This is a genomic window from Roseivirga misakiensis, from assembly GCF_001747105.1.
In the GTDB taxonomy this organism is placed as follows: Bacteria; Bacteroidota; Bacteroidia; order Cytophagales; family Cyclobacteriaceae; genus Roseivirga; species Roseivirga misakiensis.
In genome coordinates, this window is the sequence record NZ_MDGQ01000003.1 from 777,138 (window position 1) to 797,182 (window position 20,045).

19 protein-coding genes are annotated in these 20,045 nt (G+C 39.3%); 6 read left to right on the forward strand and 13 right to left on the reverse strand.

Annotated elements, in window-relative coordinates:
• Positions 1-4: 4 nt before the first annotated feature.
• The 13 genes from BFP71_RS03755 to cysC form a co-directional block, all read right to left on the reverse strand.
• Positions 5-1,081, reverse strand: a complete 1,077-nt coding sequence (locus tag BFP71_RS03755) for a Wzz/FepE/Etk N-terminal domain-containing protein (RefSeq protein WP_069834097.1) — start codon at positions 1,079-1,081, stop codon at positions 5-7.
• Between the two features lie 76 nt (positions 1,082-1,157).
• Positions 1,158-2,129, reverse strand: coding sequence for a Gfo/Idh/MocA family oxidoreductase (locus BFP71_RS03760; protein WP_069834098.1), 972 nt, complete (start codon positions 2,127-2,129; stop codon positions 1,158-1,160).
• A complete protein-coding gene (locus BFP71_RS03765) occupies positions 2,126-2,716 on the reverse strand; it encodes an acyltransferase (protein ID WP_069834099.1) in 591 nt (196 codons plus the stop codon). Before BFP71_RS03765 ends, BFP71_RS03760 begins: the two co-directional genes overlap by 4 nt.
• A complete protein-coding gene (locus BFP71_RS03770; protein WP_176723311.1) occupies positions 2,716-5,280 on the reverse strand; it encodes an SLBB domain-containing protein in 2,565 nt (854 codons plus the stop codon). Before BFP71_RS03770 ends, BFP71_RS03765 begins: the two co-directional genes overlap by 1 nt.
• Positions 5,281-5,440: 160 nt before the next feature.
• Positions 5,441-5,947 (reverse strand): UpxY family transcription antiterminator, encoded by a 507-nt coding sequence (locus tag BFP71_RS03775; RefSeq protein ID WP_069834100.1) that lies wholly within the window; start codon positions 5,945-5,947, stop codon positions 5,441-5,443.
• Entirely contained in the window at positions 5,937-6,464 is a 528-nt protein-coding gene (locus BFP71_RS03780; protein WP_069834101.1) for a winged helix-turn-helix domain-containing protein, read from the reverse strand. Before BFP71_RS03780 ends, BFP71_RS03775 begins: the two co-directional genes overlap by 11 nt.
• Positions 6,465-6,606: 142 nt before the next feature.
• A complete protein-coding gene (locus BFP71_RS03785) occupies positions 6,607-7,743 on the reverse strand; it encodes a DegT/DnrJ/EryC1/StrS family aminotransferase (RefSeq protein ID WP_245701811.1) in 1,137 nt (378 codons plus the stop codon).
• A gap of 10 nt (positions 7,744-7,753) precedes the next feature.
• On the reverse strand, positions 7,754-8,809 hold the full coding sequence (locus BFP71_RS19335; RefSeq protein WP_069834102.1) for an NAD-dependent epimerase: 1,056 nt from the start codon (positions 8,807-8,809) through the stop codon (positions 7,754-7,756).
• Positions 8,810-10,090 (reverse strand): nucleotide sugar dehydrogenase, encoded by a 1,281-nt coding sequence (locus tag BFP71_RS19340; RefSeq protein WP_069834103.1) that lies wholly within the window; start codon positions 10,088-10,090, stop codon positions 8,810-8,812. It lies immediately after the preceding gene.
• Between the two features lie 9 nt (positions 10,091-10,099).
• Positions 10,100-10,867: a 3'(2'),5'-bisphosphate nucleotidase CysQ gene (gene cysQ / locus BFP71_RS03800; RefSeq protein ID WP_069834104.1), complete on the reverse strand. Its 768-nt coding sequence runs from the start codon at positions 10,865-10,867 to the stop codon at positions 10,100-10,102.
• A 1-nt stretch (position 10,868) separates the two neighbouring features.
• Positions 10,869-12,110: a sulfate adenylyltransferase subunit 1 gene (locus BFP71_RS03805; protein ID WP_222843462.1), complete on the reverse strand. Its 1,242-nt coding sequence runs from the start codon at positions 12,108-12,110 to the stop codon at positions 10,869-10,871.
• 20 nt (positions 12,111-12,130) lie between these two features.
• Entirely contained in the window at positions 12,131-13,036 is a 906-nt protein-coding gene (gene cysD, locus BFP71_RS03810; RefSeq protein ID WP_069834106.1) for a sulfate adenylyltransferase subunit CysD, read from the reverse strand.
• Positions 13,023-13,877, reverse strand: a complete 855-nt coding sequence (gene cysC, locus BFP71_RS03815) for an adenylyl-sulfate kinase (RefSeq protein WP_176723312.1) — start codon at positions 13,875-13,877, stop codon at positions 13,023-13,025. The genes cysD and cysC overlap by 14 nt, the downstream gene beginning before the upstream one ends.
• 53 nt (positions 13,878-13,930) lie before the next feature.
• Here cysC and BFP71_RS03820 point away from each other — a divergent pair, with 53 nt between their 5' ends.
• From BFP71_RS03820 to BFP71_RS03845, 6 genes are all read left to right on the forward strand, one after another.
• Positions 13,931-14,599, forward strand: coding sequence for a heme exporter protein CcmB (locus BFP71_RS03820; protein ID WP_069834107.1), 669 nt, complete (start codon positions 13,931-13,933; stop codon positions 14,597-14,599).
• Positions 14,600-14,667: 68 nt separating this feature from the next.
• A complete protein-coding gene (gene ccsA / locus BFP71_RS03825; RefSeq protein ID WP_069834108.1) occupies positions 14,668-15,333 on the forward strand; it encodes a cytochrome c biogenesis protein CcsA in 666 nt (221 codons plus the stop codon).
• 1 nt (position 15,334) lies between these two features.
• Positions 15,335-15,616 (forward strand): CcmD family protein, encoded by a 282-nt coding sequence (locus BFP71_RS03830; protein WP_141719666.1) that lies wholly within the window; start codon positions 15,335-15,337, stop codon positions 15,614-15,616.
• 46 nt (positions 15,617-15,662) lie between these two features.
• A complete protein-coding gene (locus BFP71_RS03835; RefSeq protein WP_069834109.1) occupies positions 15,663-16,061 on the forward strand; it encodes a cytochrome c maturation protein CcmE domain-containing protein in 399 nt (132 codons plus the stop codon).
• A gap of 61 nt (positions 16,062-16,122) precedes the next feature.
• Positions 16,123-18,687 carry a cytochrome c biogenesis protein CcsA gene (gene ccsA, locus BFP71_RS03840; protein WP_069834110.1) on the forward strand — a complete coding sequence of 855 codons (2,565 nt, stop codon included), beginning with the start codon at positions 16,123-16,125 and terminating at the stop codon, positions 18,685-18,687.
• A 66-nt stretch (positions 18,688-18,753) separates the two neighbouring features.
• Positions 18,754-20,043, forward strand: a complete 1,290-nt coding sequence (locus BFP71_RS03845) for an aminotransferase class V-fold PLP-dependent enzyme (protein ID WP_069834111.1) — start codon at positions 18,754-18,756, stop codon at positions 20,041-20,043.
• Positions 20,044-20,045: the final 2 nt, after the last annotated feature.

Consider the following 20,045-nt stretch of genomic DNA (forward strand, 5'->3'; position numbering starts at 1 on the left):
TAAATCAGGAAAAAGGTCCGTAATTTTTTAGTAAAATGAAGCCTACGCTTCCAATGAAGCCCAGAAATCCGAATAGAATCATCACAACACTCTTTCTTAAAGAGCTTTTAGAGTTTGGAATTACAACTGGCTCGATAATGGCGAAGGGTGGTGTTTTGGCATTGACCTCAATTCGGGCATCCTCATACTGCTGTTGCAGGTTTGAATAGACATTGAACACAAGGTCAAATTCAGTCTCCAGATTGTCTAGTTCAGATCTTGCCTGATTGGTAATAATTCCTTGATTTTGATCTTTAAATGAAGCCAGAGCTGCCTGGGCTTTCAGTAACTCTTCCTTTTTTTCGGCCACCTGACCTCCAATAAAGACAAGCCTTCTTTGATCTTTGGCCGTTTTGTAATCGGTGAGATACTCTGCCAGAAAGTCAATCACATCCTGTGTAACCATACTGGCTACCACAGGATCTTGCATTTGGAAAGAGACGGTAACAATCTTGTTTTTCTTATCCACACCAACGGAGATACGTTTTCTCAGTTCTTTTAGGGCGGTGTATTGTTTTGAATTCAGTGTGTAAATTTTTACCTCTTCTTTCTCTTCCTCAACTAGTGTTGGAGAGTCATTTTCTCCTGCAATTAGTTTTATTATTTGAGAGGGTAAGTTGGCTGCTTTACCCAATAAAGATGATTTGGAGTGTTCGGTAATATATGCGGCTAGTGTCACTTTCTCGCCCAGTCGCTTAAAGAAGTACTCGTTCTCCATCAACTCCAATAAGAATGGTGTATTGGTTGCTATGTTTGGATAAATCTGCGTAGGTACATCACCAGGGCTCTGACCATCTGGAAGACTTACGCCCGTCAGGCCGGCTAGGCCTCCCAAAGATCCAGAAAACAGCGATTGGGATTGGGCCTCTGGAAGAATTACTGACTTTGCCTTCCACTCATTCGGATTCGTCAGTGCAAAAACAACTCCTAAGACAAGAAATACACTTAATACTTTGATTATAAGCATTCTGCCAGACCATATTAGCGTAAAGACATCCTTGAACAAGATGCCGTTATCTTTACTTTCTGTTTGATTAGCCATTTTTTGTTACCTACGTCCTAAAATTTTAATAATACCCGTTTTCAGAGCTAATAAGTACACTCATTTTTAGAGCGACTTATCGCGTTGAAAAAGGGTGTTTTGACAACATTTCCTTGGCCATAGGGTGATAATCTCCCTTTATTCCAATTGGTTTTATGTGGCGTATATCATGTACAATGCTAATCGCATTGTGAGTTTCTTCAATACCAAAGCCATTTCCTGCGAGAATATTCTCATAGGAGACACAGTGCAAATCTGTAAAACCTCCACTAAATTCAAGCTCCTCTCCTTCAATAGCAATGGACCTGTAAGTTCTTTGCCCTTTTTCTGCGATCTTTGCCGGGAGCATATTCTCGTTGATCGATAAAAACCACCTGACATTTGCTTTCTCCAATTGTAAAAATCCGGCCGCTCTGTCATGAGAATGGATATGGACCTGATTTGACTTCACGTCTCCAAAAATCCAGGTAAGCATATCATAAAAATGCACTCCTATGTTAGTCGCAATTCCTCCAGACTTCTCTATATCACCTTTCCACGAGGTGTAATACCAGTGCCCTCTTGAAGTAAGGTAAGTCAGGTCAATATCATATATTTTGTCCTTCGGGCCCTCATCAATTTTCTTCTTAAGGGCTACAATACTCGGGTGTACCCTGAGCTGCAAGATATTCCAAATTCTTCTACCTGTATTTTCCTCTATTTTACTCAGTGCATCAATGTTCCAGGGGTTTAAAACCAGAGGTTTTTCACAAATGGCATCTGACCCTACTCGAAGGGCCTGTCTTATGTGTGCGTCATGCAGATAATTGGGTGTACAAATACTGGTGTAATCCAGATCAATTCCCTTTTCGTACCGAAGCTTTTCTATGTGTCTATCAAATCTTTCAAATTCGACAAAGAAATCAGCATTGGGAAAATAGGAGTCCATAATTCCCACACTATCAAACTTGTCAAGGGCAGCTATCAGGTTATTGCCTGTGTCTTTTATGGCCTTGAGATGTCGAGGAGCTATATAACCTGCGGCTCCTATAAGGGCAAAGTTCTTCATTGAATTTTGGTGACTTGATTATCCTTTAAAAAGTATTCTGTACCTGATTCCGGGCATTTGGCAACGTTATTTTCGTCAAACTCTAAGCGGTGACCAAATTCACTCATCCAGCCAATTTGTCTTCCTGGATTGCCCACGATCAAGGCATAAGCAAGTACTTCCTTAGTCACTACCGTACCTGCTCCTATAAATGCGTATTCTCCTATGTCGTGTCCGCATACTATTGTTGCATTTGCACCAATAGTTGCTCCCTTTTTTACCACAGTCTTAGAATATTGACCCCTCCGATTCACTCCGCTCCTTGGATTCACAACATTGGTAAAAACCATAGACGGGCCCAAAAAGACATCATCTTCACAAATGACTCCCGTGTAAATGCTCACATTGTTCTGAACTTTTACATTCCGACCTAGAGTCACCTTTGGACTCACTACTACGTTCTGACCTATATTACAGGCCTCTCCAATAATACAATCAGACATGATGTGAGAGAAATGCCACACTTTTGTTCCAGACCCAATCTTGCAATTGTCATCAATTACGGTAGTTTCATGCGCAAAGAAGGAGGTTGTCTTACCTTGATCCATTAATTATTATTAGTTAATCTAATTGCTTGTACTACTACTAAACCAATTGTTGCCAGGCCCGAACCTATTCCAATCCAAGCTTGTGCACTCATTCCATTTCGCTCCGGTTTTCTGCTGACAAAGATTGTGGATCCTGGCTCTATCTTAGGATATTTTTTGAAGAATAAGAACCTTCTGACACCCTTGCGTTCCCCATTAGGATATTGCACATAACTTCGTCCTCTCTTAGCTGTCTGTAAAAAGCCACCTGACTGAAAAATGTAATCTTTAAATGAGTATTCGCTATCGAACCTTACATTAAGAGGTGAGGTAACTTCGCCAGCCACTCTGACTGTCTCTAGCTTTCCAGGGATTGAAATAACATCACCAGGCCTTACAATTAGATCAAACTTTGATCCTGGCTGCTGTAGGATTCTATCCAAATCAATGGCAACAGGCTCGTTATCTTGAATAACAATATTTTTAATTAAGGAGTCTTGTTCTGTAATGTCCTCAATTAACTCCTTTTTAAACTTGCTACCTACCCTATCATCGTCTGTATTTGCACTTGCCTTATTACCAATTTTGTCAAGTCTTTCGATTAGTCGTACCTGACTAATATTCTTTAATTCGGTCTCGTCATTAAGTACCTTTTGTCTAAGTTGTTGAAGGTATTCTTGGCTTATTTCGTCGTTTGACTTAGCATCAGAAAACTCAGTTTTTCTTATCAAAATAGCTCCTTTGGCATCACCGTATTGCGTTAGGCCTTCTGCTCGTTCAAGAATATCCGAAATTCGTTCATCCTTTCGACTAATCGTATATAACCCAGGAGCCACAACCTCACCCTCAACCATTACTTGCTGCTGAACAGTGTATCCTGGAGATTTTCTTATATATACTTGATCAAAAGGTTCAAGAATCATTTCGTCATCTTCTCCCTTAATTGAAAGCTCTTCGTCAATTGACAAGCGAATGATCTCTGCCGTACTATTAGAACTACTATTTTTATTTCTTCTTGATATTTCTACTAATGCACCAGACGCTGACTCCTTGAGACCCTGAGCCAAAACTATCAGATCCTTTACCGTCATTTGATTAAAGAAAGGCCAAACTCCTTCCTCTTGAACCTCTCCAGAAATTTGCACTAAGTACTCCTCTCTGAGATCATAAATGGAGGTTATCCTTACTACATCTTCTCGAAGCAGTGGAACATCAGGTATACTACCATCATTAAGGGCGCCTAAATCGAAGGGCAAGGTAGATTGAGAAAAATCCTCTCCTGTTCTGTAAACAGTAGCTCTTTGTAAATAAGCATCACCTCGTAAACCACCAGCCTTATCAATCAATTGTTTAAGTGTTAAACCATCTGTCAACTGATACTCACCTTCCCTAAATACAGCCCCGTCAATAATAACACGATTTGAGAAACGATCTAAGATCCCACTAACCTCAATCAAGTCACCATCTCTTGGCATAAACGATTCAAATTCTTCGGTATCTACATCTATGATTTCCCTTTCTTTATCTCCGTTTCTTTTTACTGTAACAGTGGCCTTGAACGCCTCGCTGGTAAAACCTCCAGTATATTTCATTAAATCTTCAAACCGTTCATCTTGCTTCAGCTCATATAGTCCTGGCCGTTTTATCTTACCTTCCATTTCAACTCTACTTTTATAGGGCTTCACGATGATTACATCGCCATTTTTCAAATGCTGATCTCCCGACCTGATACCATCGGTAAGAAAGGAATAGATATCTATACTCGACACCAACTTGTTGTCCCTGATTAAACGAATATCACGGAAAGTACCATTTTCAGTGGGTCCTCCAGCAGCATGAAGCGCCGTATATACAGTAGCAAGTGATGGAAGCGCATAAAGACTTGGCCGAGCCACCTCCCCAACTACGTTTACATTAATGGTACGAATATTTCCTAAACTTACTTGATAAAAAATACTTGGAGGTGCTCCATTTACTGATTTCAATCCACTATTGACTTCACTCAGCCTAGCAATTATTTTCTCTGATGCTTTCTCAATAGTGAGGCCATTTACATAAATCGGGCTCAAATTTTCAGGTCTCACGGTTCCCTCTGAAGACAATTCGAGTTCTAAATATTGTTGAGTGGCTCCCCACATATCAACAATTAATACATCTTGCGGTCCTAGAACATAATTTTCAGGTGTAGGCAAATTTAAATTTGGTGCAAATGTCAAGCTCTCAGTCTGAAACAAGTCAAACCCAAAAATTCTCTTTTGATTCTCAGTTAGGTCAGGCAATTCTTGCCCTGAAAGTGCTCCAAAGACATCTTCCTGAGTAACCAATTGAGTCGTTCTACTTAGATTACGACTATTGCTCGAAGTACTAGGATCAATTGACAAACCTCCTCGGAGGCGCTCAATTCTTCTTCTCAATTTAGAAATTTCGGATTCAGAAACTCCACGCTGCCTAGCCAAGTCTTCTAATTGAGACTGAGTTAAACCTTTTTCTTCTGCTTGTCTTATATAACCAAGAATTTGCTCATCACTCAAATCATCAACACGTATTGATTTCAAATCTATTCCGCCAAGACCTTGAGCTGACAAAGTTTCTGTTGATACTAAAAAAAACGTCGTTAGCAAAAGAATTCTCACGAGACCGTTAAGACTATTAAGTTGTTGGGGTACTCTCATATTAAACTTGATTGCAAAGCGTTTTTTTGTGACTTACAAATATAGGAGTTTACGGTATTTATCTGATTGCTGGTCAGCCAACCTTTTTTAAATGCCCCAAACTAATTTCGGCCTGTACTTCAATACCAAGACTTACAATTGTCAAATACGCCTTGGCTCCTTTAATTCGACGTACTAAACCATTTTGGCCAGATAAAGGACCAGAGGAAATTTCGACCTTATTACCAGATTCAAAATCTCCGTAATTAACTTTAGCCAATGGATAATCATTGAGAAAAGATTGGATAGCAAGAATCTCTTGATCTCTTATAACAGCAGGTTTTCCAAGCCAAAAAACGCTCGAAATAACTCCTTGGTCAGCTAATATTTCATTCCTCAATTGCTCATTAACCTTGGCGAAAATGTAAGATGTGAAAATTGGTTCCGATATCTTTTTTTTCCTATCCGACCACTGCTTTACAACCGTCCGAGTAGGGCAGTATACTTCATACCCTTCTTGAACTAGACGGTCAGTGGTCTTTTTCTCGCTTCTTGGCTTCGTGTAGAAAGCAGTCCAATATAATCGAGCGTTATTGTTCATTCCACAACACTAGAGTTCGTTCATTTTCAAGATCCAAAGATTTAGCTTCATCCTTAGAATAAATCAAATATTGTATCTTCTTAGGTATTAGCTCCTCTACTTTATTAATCAACTGTAAGAGATAGGTTTTATCAGGATTACCAACCAAAATTAAACTTACAACATCAGAATTTCTCCCCATTGCAAGGTCGCCTGTCAGATAAACTTTTTTCAAATCCCCCAATTCTTCAATGACTTCATCTATTACATCTTGAAGTCCTGTATATTTCAGTAAAATTTTTCTTATCTCTCCGAAAAGTGGGTACTCACCGTTGGCCTTGAAGAATTTCTTATTTCCGATATTTTCTGAAGAAAGCATACCTGCCTCTTCAAAACGATTCAATTCTAAACGTACTGCGTTCGTGCTTTCACCGAATTCGTCGGCAAGCCCTCTCAAATATGCTTTTGAACCTGGGTTCAAAAACAACCTTAATAAAAGTTTAATTCGAGTTTTGGAAGATATAAGCGTTTCCAGCATGATGGAGCTTCGCCTGGTCAGTCACATACTACGCGACTTACAAACGAGTAACAAAATTACTCGATATTTATTAACTACAAATTAATAAAGGAAAAATCTGACTGAAATAAAGACTGAATGTGTAGCCAACTATTTAATTAAACTATCTATTAAAGTATTCAAGAACTCCGTTAATAATAACGCCTTGCTGTTCATTACTCATTTCTGTATGAATTGGGAAAGAAATCACTTTAGAACAGAGATCTTCAGTTGTTGGAAAATCTCCTTTTTTGTAACCAAAATAACCATATGCCTTTTGTAAATGATTTGGCACTGGATAGTAGATCATTGAAGGAATTCCGTTCTGAGCTAAATAAGTATTGAGGCCCTTTCTATCCACACTATTAGAAAGTTTCACAGTATATTGGTGAAAAACATGTGTAGAAAATTCAGACCGAAATGGTACTTCTATTAAATTTGACTCACCAAATGCTTTATCATAATTATTCGCCACATCTCTCCTGGCATCACTATACTGGTCTAAATACTTAAGCTTTACTTTAAGGACAGCGGCCTGTAATGAATCAAGCCTTGAATTTACCCCAATCGAATCATGGTAATATCTTTTACTTTGGCCATGATTTACAATCATTCTGATACTAGCAGCTAGCACATCATCATTTGTGAAAATAGCACCACCGTCACCATAGCAGCCCAAGTTTTTGGCAGGAAAGAACGAAGTAGCTCCTGCATCTCCAATTGTTCCAGCCTTAGCAATTCTTCCATCTCTAAAAGTATAGTCTGCACCTATGGCTTGTGCTGTATCCTCAAACACTTTGAGATTATTCAACTTAGCCAATTCCATTAATGGCTCCATGTTAGCACACTGTCCATAAAGATGTACGGGAACGATAGCAACAGTCTTATTGGAGATTTTTGACGATAAATCCTCAATATCAATATTGAAAGTATCGGGATAAACCTCAACAAACACTGGTTTTAACCCTAAAAGTGCGATTACTTCGACCGTAGCTACATAAGTATAAGATGGGACTATTACTTCAGAACCTATTGGAAAATCATGAGCCATCATGATCACCTGAAGTGCATCCGTGCCATTAGCGCACGGAATCACATGGTTTACACCTAAATAAGCTTCTAAAGCTGATTGAAATTCATATACTAATGGCCCATTGATAAAGGCGGCCGAATCCAGAACCCTGTCAAACTCCACTCGGATTTCATCCTTTATTTTAGCATATTGGCTGATTAAATCAACCATTTGAAGTTTTTCTTTCATTTCTTGCTAATTAGATATTATTAAACTTTTTATACCAATTGACAAATTCTCTGATACCATCAGTCAAAGGCGTATTGGGTTTATAATCAAAGTCATTTACAAGTTCTTTTGTATCAGCATAAGTTGAAACAACATCTCCTGGCTGCATTGGCATGAAATCCTTCTTTGCTTTTTTACCAAGATGGGTTTCTATCGTTTCAATAAAATCCATCAGTTTAACTGGAGAACTATTGCCGATATTATAAATGCGATAAGGCGCTTTAGAATTATCCGGGCTTGGTGCCATTCCAGTCCAACTTTCGTTGCCTAACGGAGCATTATCATTAACTCTTACAATACCATGAACTATATCATCGATATAAGTGAAATCCCTGGACATAAGCCCATCGTTGAAAACCTTAATTGCCTTATCGTTTAGAATCGCGTCAGTAAACAAGTAATAGGCCATATCAGGGCGCCCCCATGGACCATAAACAGTGAAAAACCTAAGACCAGTTGTTGGAAGATTGAACAAATGGCTATAGGTGTGAGCCATTAGTTCATTACTTTTTTTACTCGCAGCGTATAAACTTATTGGGTGATCGACATTGTGCTGTACCTGAAAAGGCACCTGCTCGTTTAAACCATAAACGGAGGAGCTACTAGCATAAGTAAGATGTGTTATACTAAATTGTCTACAAGCCTCAAGAACATTGAGAAAACCAACGATATTACTGTCTATATATGCCTTCGGGTTTTCTATACTATACCTTACTCCTGCTTGAGCTGCGAGATTGATAACATGAGTAAAACATTGTGTCTTGAACAAGTTATTAAGTCCCTCATGGTCCTCTAACTTCAGCTTAATAAAGTAATATTTTGTATGTTTCGAGCTATTTACTAATGCATTATAAACTATATTCTCTTTTTGAATACCAGATTCACTAAGCCTTCCATATTTTAAGTGTGGATCATAATAGTCATTGAGGCTATCTAGACCAATCACGGTCTCGCCATTTGACAAAAGATTTTTTACGAGGTGATAACCAATAAAACCCGCAGCTCCAGTAACAAGAATTTTTTTCATTTAAAGTCTTCCGTCAACTATTTCTCTAGGCAAGAACGCCTTGACATCATATATGACACCACCATTCCCTTGAACAGAAGAATAATCCAAGTCACTAAATTCATTATGGCTTACTGCAAGAATTATAGCATCATAATCAGACAGCGCTATTTCTTTGGTCAAAGAAACTCCTAATTCGTGCTCGACTTCCTTAGCATTAGCCCAAGGGTCAAAGACGTCAACGGAAATACCATATTGCACTAATTCTCCATAAATATCAATCGCCCTGGTATTTCTTATATCTGGACAGTTTTCCTTGAACGTAATACCTAACATTAGACATTTGCTCCCACTGACTTTTTTGCCTTTAGCTATAAGCAGTTTGATTACTTTTGTACCAATGAATTCTCCCATACCATCATTCACTCTTCTTCCCGATGAAATAACTGCCGGAAAGTAACCAAGTGATTCAGATTTTTGCTTTAAGTAATATGGATCAACACCAATACAATGACCACCCACGAGTCCTGGCTTATATTTTAAAAAATTCCATTTGGTCCCAGCAGCCTCAATAACATCCGTTGTGTCTATTCCCATTCTATCAAACATCAACGCTAACTCATTGACAAAAGATATATTGATGTCTCTCTGTGCGTTTTCTATAGCTTTCGATGCTTCAGCAACCTTCATGGAAGGTGCAAGGTGAGTTCCCGCAGTAATGATAGTCCTGTAAAGTGCATCCACCCGCTCGCCAATCTCTGGAGTAGATCCAGAAGTCACCTTCTTGATTGTAGCCAAGGTATTAATCTTATCACCAGGATTAATTCTTTCTGGAGAATATCCACAATAGAAGTCCTCGTTAAATTTTAGTCCTGAGGACAATTCTAATTCGGGAACACAATCCTCCTCTGTACAACCAGGGTAAACCGTAGATTCGTAAATAACCAAATCATCCTTTTTCAGGATTTTGCCGATCATCTTGCTAGCACCAATAAGCGGAGTCAAATCGGGTTTATTGTCTTTATCAACAGGAGTCGGAACTGTAACAATAAAGATATTGCAATTCTCAATTTCACTTACGTCAGAGCTATTCTTTAAACCGGATCCAGTGCCTTTCGACTCCAAAACCGCTTTTAGTAAAGTATCTTCAACCTCCAGTGTATGGTCATGGCCGCCATTTAACTCATCTACTCTAGACTTGTTAATATCAAACCCTATTACTTCATATTTTTCAGCAAAAGCTACCGCCAAAGGTAGTCCAACATAGCCGAGGCCGATAATGGCAATTTTGTCTTGATTCATTTTCAAAAATTATCCAGCGCGAAAATAAGGATTAAGTAGGTTTTTTTTATTGTATTCTAAAGATTTTCCATCTTGAGCAAATACTTTACCATTTAGCTCATTTAAAACAGCATGAGCTGCTGCAGTATCCCATTCCATTGTAGGGGCAAATCTCGGATAAACATCCGCATTTCCTTCTGCAATTACCATAAATTTTAATGAACTACCCATACTTACAATCTCAGGCTCATTCAATTTATCTAGAAAAGCTTGTGTTTCTTCATTCAAATGTGAGCGGGAGGCTACTACCCTTAATTTGGGCTTCGTTAAGTCTAGTTGATCGATTGGATTCAATCTGCTAATATCTTTCTTAGTCTTTAAGGTACCACCTAATCCTTCAGCAGCGGCATACAACTTATCAAGCACGGGTGCATAGACCACTCCTAAAATTGGCTCTTGATTACGAATCAAAGCAATATTCACAGTAAACTCGCCGTTGCGCTTGATGAACTCTTTGGTACCATCGAGTGGATCGACGATCCAAATGTACTTCCAGTTCTTGCGTTCATTGTAAGGAATATCTCTACCTTCTTCACTTAAAATTGGCAGATTAGTAGGTTCTAAAAATGAAACTATAATATCGTGAGCCGCTATATCAGCTTTTGTTAAAGGAGAATTATCCCCTTTGAGCTCAACCTCAAAATCATCTGAATTATATATTTCTAGAATCTTTTTGCCTGCTATTAGACTTGCTTCTTTAGCAGTCTCCAATAACTCATCTAACTTCTCCTTTGTCATATTAAATGATCATTCCAGCGCCAACTGTGTCATTAGTCGAATTATCGACTAAAATAGCTGAACCCGTCAACCTATTCTTTGTATAAGCGTCCTTTAACAATGGTTTTGTTGTTCTTAAAGTCACTCTCATGATATCATTCATTCCAATTTCAAGGTCGTCAACTTTACGATGTAAAGTATTGATATCAAGCTTATAAGCTATTTTAGTAATCATTGCTTTCACTTCATTGTTGGCGTGCAATAGTGTGAACTTTGTTCTTGGCAATGGGCTATCTTGGCTAAACCAACATAGCATAATATCAATTTCCTGACTTGTGTCGGGCCTGTTATTATTTCTAACAATCATATCTCCCCTTCCCAAATCAATATCGTCTTCTAAAGTAACCGTTACTGACATTGGTGAAAAGGCTTCATCTATCTCTCCGTCCATCGTATGGATACCCTTAATTTTGGAGGAAAAGCCAGAGGGCAATGCCACAACTTCATCTCCTTTTTTCAAGACACCACCAGCTACACGCCCTGCATATCCTCTAAAATCATGGTATTCATCTTGTTTTGGCCTGATTACGGTTTGTATCGGGAACCTACAATCAATGTGGTTTCTATCACTTGCAATATGTGTATTCTCTAAATTAAAGAGTAAAGTGGCTCCTTCATACCAGTCCATATTTTCGGACTTATTGACAACATTATCACCGTGAAGTGCGCTCAAAGGCACAAACTTAATGTCTTGCACATTGAGCTTTGAAGCAAATGATTCATAATCAGATTTTATTTTTTCAAATACTTCCTCACTATAATCAACCAAGTCCATCTTATTAATACAGACTATCAAATGTGGTATCTGAAGTAGGGAAGCAATAAAACTATGTCGACAAGTCTGTTCTACAATTCCACGGCGTGCATCAATCAGTATTAATGCTAGGTTGGCAGTAGATGCACCAGTAACCATATTTCTGGTATACTGAATATGACCTGGTGTATCGGCAATTATAAACTTGCGTTTAGGAGTGGCAAAATACCTATATGCTACATCTATGGTTATTCCTTGCTCTCGCTCATCGCGTAGACCATCAGTCAATAATGCGAGATCCGTATGATCTAAACCCCGTTTTTTACTTGAGTTCTCAACTTGGCTTAATTGATCCTCGAAAATAGACTTACTATCATAAAGCAACCTTCCAATCAAAGTACTTTTTCCGTCATCTACACTTCCAGCAGTTGTAAACCGTAGAAGTTCCATGTTCAAATAAGTATTATCCATTAAAAATAACCCTCCTTTTTACGGTCTTCCATTGATGTTTCTGAACGTTTATCGTCCGCTCTGTTTCCTCTTTCAGTTTGTCTGGCAGCAGCAACTTCAGCTACAATTTTCTCTAGTGTATCCGCATCCGACTCATCGCCTCCTGTAATGGTTATGTCACCCAGAGTTCTAAATCTGATCTTCTTATTTACAACTTCTTCACCTTCTCTGAGTGTTATAAACTCAGAATTTGGTAGCCAAGTACCTCCTCTTCTGATAACATCACGCTGGTGAGCAATATAGAGAGACGGTATGGCAATACCCTCTGATAAAATATACTGCCAAACATCCATTTCAGTCCAATTACTGATTGGAAATACTCGAAAATGCTCACCGAAGTTCTTCTTCCCATTGAATATGTTCCAGAGTTCAGGTCGTTGGTTTTTGGGATCCCATTGACCGAAATCATCGCGATGAGAAAAGAACCTTTCTTTAGCACGAGCCTTTTCTTCATCTCTACGCGCACCCCCCATCAACGCATCAAAACCATTTTCTTCTATCGCATCTAGTAAGGTGGTAATCTGCAACCAGTTTCTAGAGGCATCTTTCCCTGATTCTTCTCGAACTCTTCCTTGATCTATTGATTTCTGAACTGAGGCGACGACAAGGTCAACTTTTAATTCATTGACAAGATTATCTCTAAACTCAATTGTTTCTGGAAAATTATGCCCAGTATCAATATGTACGAGTGGAAAAGGCACTCTAGCTGGCCAAAAAGCTTTTCTAGCAAGGTGCGTAACTACGATTGAATCTTTGCCACCAGAAAAGAGAATACCAGGTTTCTCAAACTGTGCAAAGACTTCTCTTATCACATAAATTGCTTCTGATTCAAGCTCTTTTAAATGAGTTAAATTATATCTCGACATTCGCCTTTAACACAATTTTAGGTTCAACATAGTCAAATAGTTCTTTCAGGAGCTCACCACTTTCTACTTCATTTGTCTTTAACACAATATCAGGTTTCGTTGGCTTTTCAAAAGGTGAATCTATTCCCGTGAAGTTTTTAATCTTGCCCTGCCTTGCCTTTTCATACAAACCTTTCACGTCACGTTGTTCGCATACTTCAAGCGGACAATCCACAAAAACTTCAACAAATCGATCTTCTCCTACCAATTCCTTCACCAATGCCCTATCCTTTGCAAAGGGAGAAACAAAAGCACATAGTACAACTACACCAGCATCGAGAAATAAGTTAGCCACTTCCCCGATTCGTCTGATATTTTCTACACGGTCCTCTTCGGTAAAAGTCAAATCTTTACAAAGACCTCCTCTAACGTTGTCGCCATCTAAAATGTAAGTTTTAACTTTCTCTGAGTACAATTTCGCCTCAAGCAAATTAGCCATGGTCGATTTACCCGAACCTGAAAGACCTGTAAACCATACCAAAAGAGGTTTTTGTTTCATTAACGACTCTCTTTGGGTTTGATCAATTTTAAAGTGCTGCTCGACTATGTTTTCAGAGGGCGTGAGCTTAACTCTCTGTCTATTTCTTCTTTCTTGAATTCGATCAATTCCAAAGTTGACCTTATACCAAATCCTTTCGTGGAAATAGTATAATATCATTTTGGTAACAATCTCTGCTGCGCCGATTTTCAAACCGGTTGCAGGGTCACCTGATATCAGCCATGCCAAGAGCATAGTGTCGATTGTGCCGACAATTCGCCAAGTAACTGCTTTAGCGAGGTGTCTTAATCTACTATTTGCCATTCGATCATTTAGGTATCAAGTTATCATCAAACCTAATATATTTACCATCCAAAATGAAGGACTCGGCAATAATCACGCTCATTAAAAAAGAATTCTTATCGGAATGGAGGCAGCGGTATGCGCTGAATGGCATTGTCCTTTATTTAGCTTCAACAATTTTTGTTTGCTACATGAGCTTTGGTCTCAAAACTGGGACTTTAAACGGACCAACTTGGAACGCTTTGCTCTGGATAGTCCTCTTGTTTACGGCAACAAATGCTGTAGCAAAGAGCTTCATTCAAGAATCAACTGGAAGGCTATTGTATTTCTATTCGATCGCCAAGGCAGAGTCTATAATTATCTCTAAAACGATCTATTATTCGTTGCTATTGATCGTAATGGCAATAATTGGCCTGTTTTTTTACAGTATTGTTATGGGCAACCCTATTCAAGATTGGCCTATGTACCTCTTAATTATGGTTCTTGGATCGATCGGGCTTGCCTCAGCACTCACCATGGTATCGGGTATTGCATCGAAGGCTCCTAATAGCACATCGCTCATGGCTATTATGAGTTTCCCAGCCATTATCCCCATGCTCTTGGTGATTATAAAAACCTCAAAAAGCGCTATGGATGGCATAGATAGATCGGTATATATGAATCAAGTGTTGGTACTAGTCGCCATAAATGCCATTATCATTGCTGTATCTTATATGCTATTCCCTTATCTTTGGCGCAGCTAAATGACGGCAGGTTGGGTATAGTCCAGCGAAACCCGTTTTACATATCAAAGGGGCCATAAAAGTCTGTTATGAAAAAAGTCTGGTGGAAAGTATTAGCGGTAGCCTTAGTCTTGTACACAATCATTAGTGGGCTATTATTAGATGTTCCAAGATTGTCGATTTTGAATGAGACCATTCGTAACCTACATTTCCACGTACCTATGTGGTTCGGCATGATCATAATGCTTACCGGGTCTGTAGTTTACGCTGTTAAATATCTCCGTACTGGCAAGATAGACTTCGATATGAAATCAGTAGAATTAGCCAAGGCAGGTATACTATTTTGTATTCTAGGGCTGTTAACTGGCATGTTGTGGGCAAAATTTACTTGGTCTGAATGGTGGAGCGGTGACCCTAAGCAAAATGGTGCTGCTATCTGCTTATTGATTTACCTGGCATATTTGGTGCTTCGCAACTCACTTCAAGATGAACAGCAGCGAGCTAGAATAAGTAGTATCTGGGGCATTTTTGCTTTTGCGGCCATGATCCCTCTACTATTTATACTACCTAGAATGGCCGATAGCTCCCTACACCCTGGTAATGGTGGTAACCCCGCACTAAATTTCTTCGACTCAGACGATAAGTTAAAAATGGTCTTGTACCCTGCCGTAATCGGTTGGACTTTAATAGGCGTTTGGTTGGCTGAATTGAGAGTACGATACAAAAGAATTGAAAAGGCAACAGAAGAAGATTAAGATGAAGAAAGTAATATTAGCGCTGTTTTTGGCATTTAGCATGCCTGCTTTTGCTCAAGACATCAGTGAACTGAAAACAGGCGAGAAGTATGAAATTAAGGATGACGACTACACGAACAAGGATGTAGATATGGCTGACAAAATGCGCGAAAATGGAAAAATCTATGTCGTGGTTGGTGTCATTACGATCATCTTTATTGGCATTACTGCTTATGCCATTTCAATAGACCGAAAACTATCCAAAATTGAGAAGGAGGTTTTCAAGGAAAAGGTTAATTCTTAGGCGTTTGTGTCTTACTTTTGCCCATGTAAACTAAAGGAGAAAGATCATGAAAAAGTCTAGTCTAATTGGTATCGTTGTCATAGCCATTGCTATAGCGGTAATCATCTCAACCTCTAGTAGTGCAAGTTCATATGTGACCTTCGACGAGGCCTATGCACTCTCTGAAAATGGAAAGTCAAGCTCAATTCATGTGGTAGGTGAACTTAAAAAGAATAGTGCGGGAGAAATTATTGGCGTAAGACCTAGCCAGGACCGATTGTCGGTGGAGTTTATTCTTGTAGATGACAATCAAAAAGAACAATCCGTATTCCTGAATAGCCCAATGCCTTCGGACTTGTTGGAATCTGATAAAGTAGTTGTGATTGGTGCTTATAGAAACAACCAATTCATGGCGGATAAGGTATTGCTTAAATGCCCGTCCAAATACGAAGAAACATCACTCTAGAACGCTGAAGTAAATTTTCAGATAGTCTATTGCTCTTTACTTGAAATAAAACAAAGAACTATTGAATCCGGAACCTCAAACCTTACATCTTGGAATAGGAAACGCAGGTCACCTCTTTGTGATTATTTCCTTTATCTCTTCAATCCTAGCCTCATTTGCCTACGGCAAGGCCGCTGTAAATAATGAAATCGGCAAAGCACCTTGGGTCAGTTTCGGTAGAAAAGTATTTATAGCGCATGGGTTGGCCGTAATCGCTACGGTAGTTGTGCTGTTTCTGATTATATACAATCACTATTTCGAGTACCACTACGCTTGGAGTCACTCTTCCGTAAACCTAGCGGTTCATTACATGATAGCGTGTTTTTGGGAAGGACAGGAAGGAAGTTTCTTGATTTGGACACTCTGGAATGCACTTTTAGGCTTTGTTCTAATCGGAACGAATAAAAAATGGGAGGCACCAGTGATGACGATTTTCTCGTTAGTTCAGGCCTTTCTAACGTCTATGATTTTAGGCGTTGTCTTTGGAGATTTTAAACTGGGTAGTTCGCCTTTCATATTAATGAGAGATGTAATGCCGGATATTGAGTTTCTCATTAACCCGAATTTCGTACCAGAAGACGGCACAGGTCTAAATCCACTTTTACAGAACTATTGGATGGTTATCCATCCACCACTCACATTCCTTGGCTTTGCGCTTACCTTAGTACCATTCTCGTTTTGTTTGGCTGGCCTTTGGCGAAGGGATTTCACTGATTGGATCAGGCCTGCTTTACCTTGGACAATCCTTGGTGGTGTGGTGCTCGGTACGGCAATAATCATGGGTGCTTATTGGGCTTATGAAACGCTAAATTTTGGCGGTTATTGGAACTGGGACCCTGTGGAAAATGCCGTTTATGTGCCATGGCTCGTCTTAATTGCGAGTATGCACACTATGATCGTGTACAAGAAAAGTGAAACAGCACTAAAGACATCTATAGTGCTGGTAATTTCGACTTTCTTGTTGATTCTATATGCTACCTTCCTCACCCGAAGTGGTATCTTAGGCAATACTTCAGTTCACTCCTTCACCGATCTCGGTTTGTCTGGACAGTTACTCATTTATATGTTCTTCTTCATCATCGGGAGTATAGCATTATCGATTATTAGATGGAAAGAGATTCCGACTTCGGAAAAAGAAGCAACCACTTACTCAAGAGAGTTTTGGATTTTCATTGGTGCACTCACACTCTGTTTGATGTCTTTTCAGGTTATTGTACCAACGTCGTTCCCAGTGATCAATAAAATCGTTGAAGGCCTTGGGGGAATATCCTCATTAGCACCACCAGCCAATCAAATCGAGTTTTATTCTCAATGGCAACTTTGGTTTGCAGTGGGTATAGCGATCCTTTCGGGTACGGGTCAATTTTTCTATTGGAGGAAGATGGATCGAGAAAAGCTAAAAGCGGCTATGGCTGCGCCAATACTGATATCACTAATACTTTCAGCGGCAATTTTTACAATCCAAAAAATATTCGAACCGACTTACATTTTACTATTAGTGGCAAGTACCTATTCGGTTGTTTCCAACGGTAAAATATTACTTGGCCTACTTAAAAGTAAAAGCTATAAGCTAACTGGGGGTTCTGTAGCACACATTGGTATAGCAATGATGCTCATCGGCATTATGTTTTCTGAAGGTTATTCGAGAATTATTTCTCAAAACACCACTCAGATTTCAGATGACCTAACGGAAAAAGACAATAGCGAAAACATCATCCTTTTTCTAAACGATCCTAAAGTGAGGGCTGGTTATCAATTGCTCTACAAGAACGAAGGGATGCGTTCAGAAGATGTCCCAGGTTATATCAACAAATCTCTTCTTAGAGATACTCAAGATCCACACTATAAAGTAGCCGTCAAGCCAATTGTAGTGGATGGAAAGACTTACGCTCAACCTGAAGACACTTTATACTTCAGAACGCCAGAAAACACTTATCATGAAATAGAATTTACTTCATTAGAATCTGGCAAGAAATTCACGCGTTTTCCGAGAATTCAAAAAAATGAGACTATGGGAAGGCCAGTGCAATCTCCTTCCATCGAAAAGCAATGGAATAGAGATTTATATACTTTCGTTCAACTTCAAAATGATTTCGAAGAAGAATATACAGAATGGAGTGAAAAAGAAATTATTCGTTTAGACTCTATCGGTCAGCGCTTTTTTATCAATGATTATGTAGCAGAGTACCAAGGTTTCGAAAGAATCCCAAGAATAAGGTTTGCCGACCTTGGGCCTAACGATATTGCGGTTAGAGCCAATATTGTGGTATTTGCCGAAAATGGAATCCAGCACCTAATTCAGCCCATATTTGCTATTGTAAACTACGACATTGATCCAGGTAGACCTTTTGAGCTCAATCAAGAAATTGCAGCACGTGTCCGCTTCGAAAACATCAATCCAGATGACGATACCATTGAAATTGCTGTTCAGACCACCCAGAAAGATTGGGTTATCGTTCAAATTGTAGAAAAACCACATATCAATATATTGTGGATAGGTACTATCATCATGATCATCGGTTTTATCATCGCCACTCGCCGACGCTATGTAGAGTTTATAAAGATGCGTGATAAAGGAATGGCCTAGTAAATCCTTTTTAATAGATTCTGACCTTTGTTTTTCCTAATTTGAGTATTCTTCAAATGGACTCAAATGAACAATCGACGATCTTTTATTCGTAAATCGTTCCTGACGGCAGGGACGCTTTCTTTAAGCACCCTTTTTAAAAAGTCTCTTGCGGAGGATATTGCCGATGCCTTCCAAAGTCTTCAACAACTAGACCCTGCTGCCGCAGCACAAGACGAAGATTTATGGGCAAGAATACAGCAAGCTTACACTACTTCCACTTCGATCATTAACCTAAATAATGGCGGTGTGAGCCCTCAACCTAAAGTTGTACAAGATGCCGCTAATCGGTACTATACCTATGCCAATGAAGCTCCGTCCTATTATATGTGGAGAATTCTAGACCAAGGTAGAGAACCGTTGCGCGCCAAACTTGCTGCGCTAGGCGGTGTTAGTCCAGATGAAATTGCCATCAACAGAAATACGACTGAAGCTATTAATACTGTAATCTTCGGCTTGGACTTAAAAGCTGGTGATGAGGTAGTTCTAACCAAATACGATTATCCTAATATGATTAATGCTTGGAAGCAGCGGGAGCGACGAGACGGTATTGTACTCAAATGGTTGGACTTTGACATGCCTATTAATACGGATGAAGAGGTCATCCAACAATTTACCGCAGCCATAAGTCCTAGGACCAAAGTATTTCATATCACACACATGATCAATTGGACTGGACACATTATGCCGGTAAAGGAACTCTGCGACATAGCAAAGAAGAATGAAATTCTGTCCGTGGTAGATGGTGCTCATACTTTTGGTCACTTAGATTTTAAAATTTCCGACCTCAATTGTGACTTCTTTGGCACCAGTTTACACAAATGGCTCTGCGCTCCCTTTGGTACTGGCTTATTATATATAAGGAAGGAAAAGATCAAAGAGGTATGGCCGCTACTGGCTTCACCAGAAGATCAGCAAGAAAACATTAGAAAATTTGAAAATATCGGTACTCGATCGTTTGCTATAGAACAAGCAATTGGATCGGCTATAGACTTCCATCTTGCTATTGGGCCAGCCAGAAAAGAGGCTCGACTAAAGTATCTAAAGCAATTCTGGGTAGATCAGGTTAAGGATGTAGATAAAGTTAAATTCTATACCAGTACCAATCCCCAGTTTAGCGGAGCACTATTTAACTTTGGTATTGATGGCATGGATGCTAGCCCAGTGCATAATTCACTATTTAGAACCCATAAAATACATACCAGTCCTATAAAATGGGAAAAGGTAAATGGCCCAAGAATTACTCCACATGTCTATACTAAAAAGTATGACTTGGAAAGGTTGGTGGAAGCCATTAATATAGTTGCAAAGCAATAGAA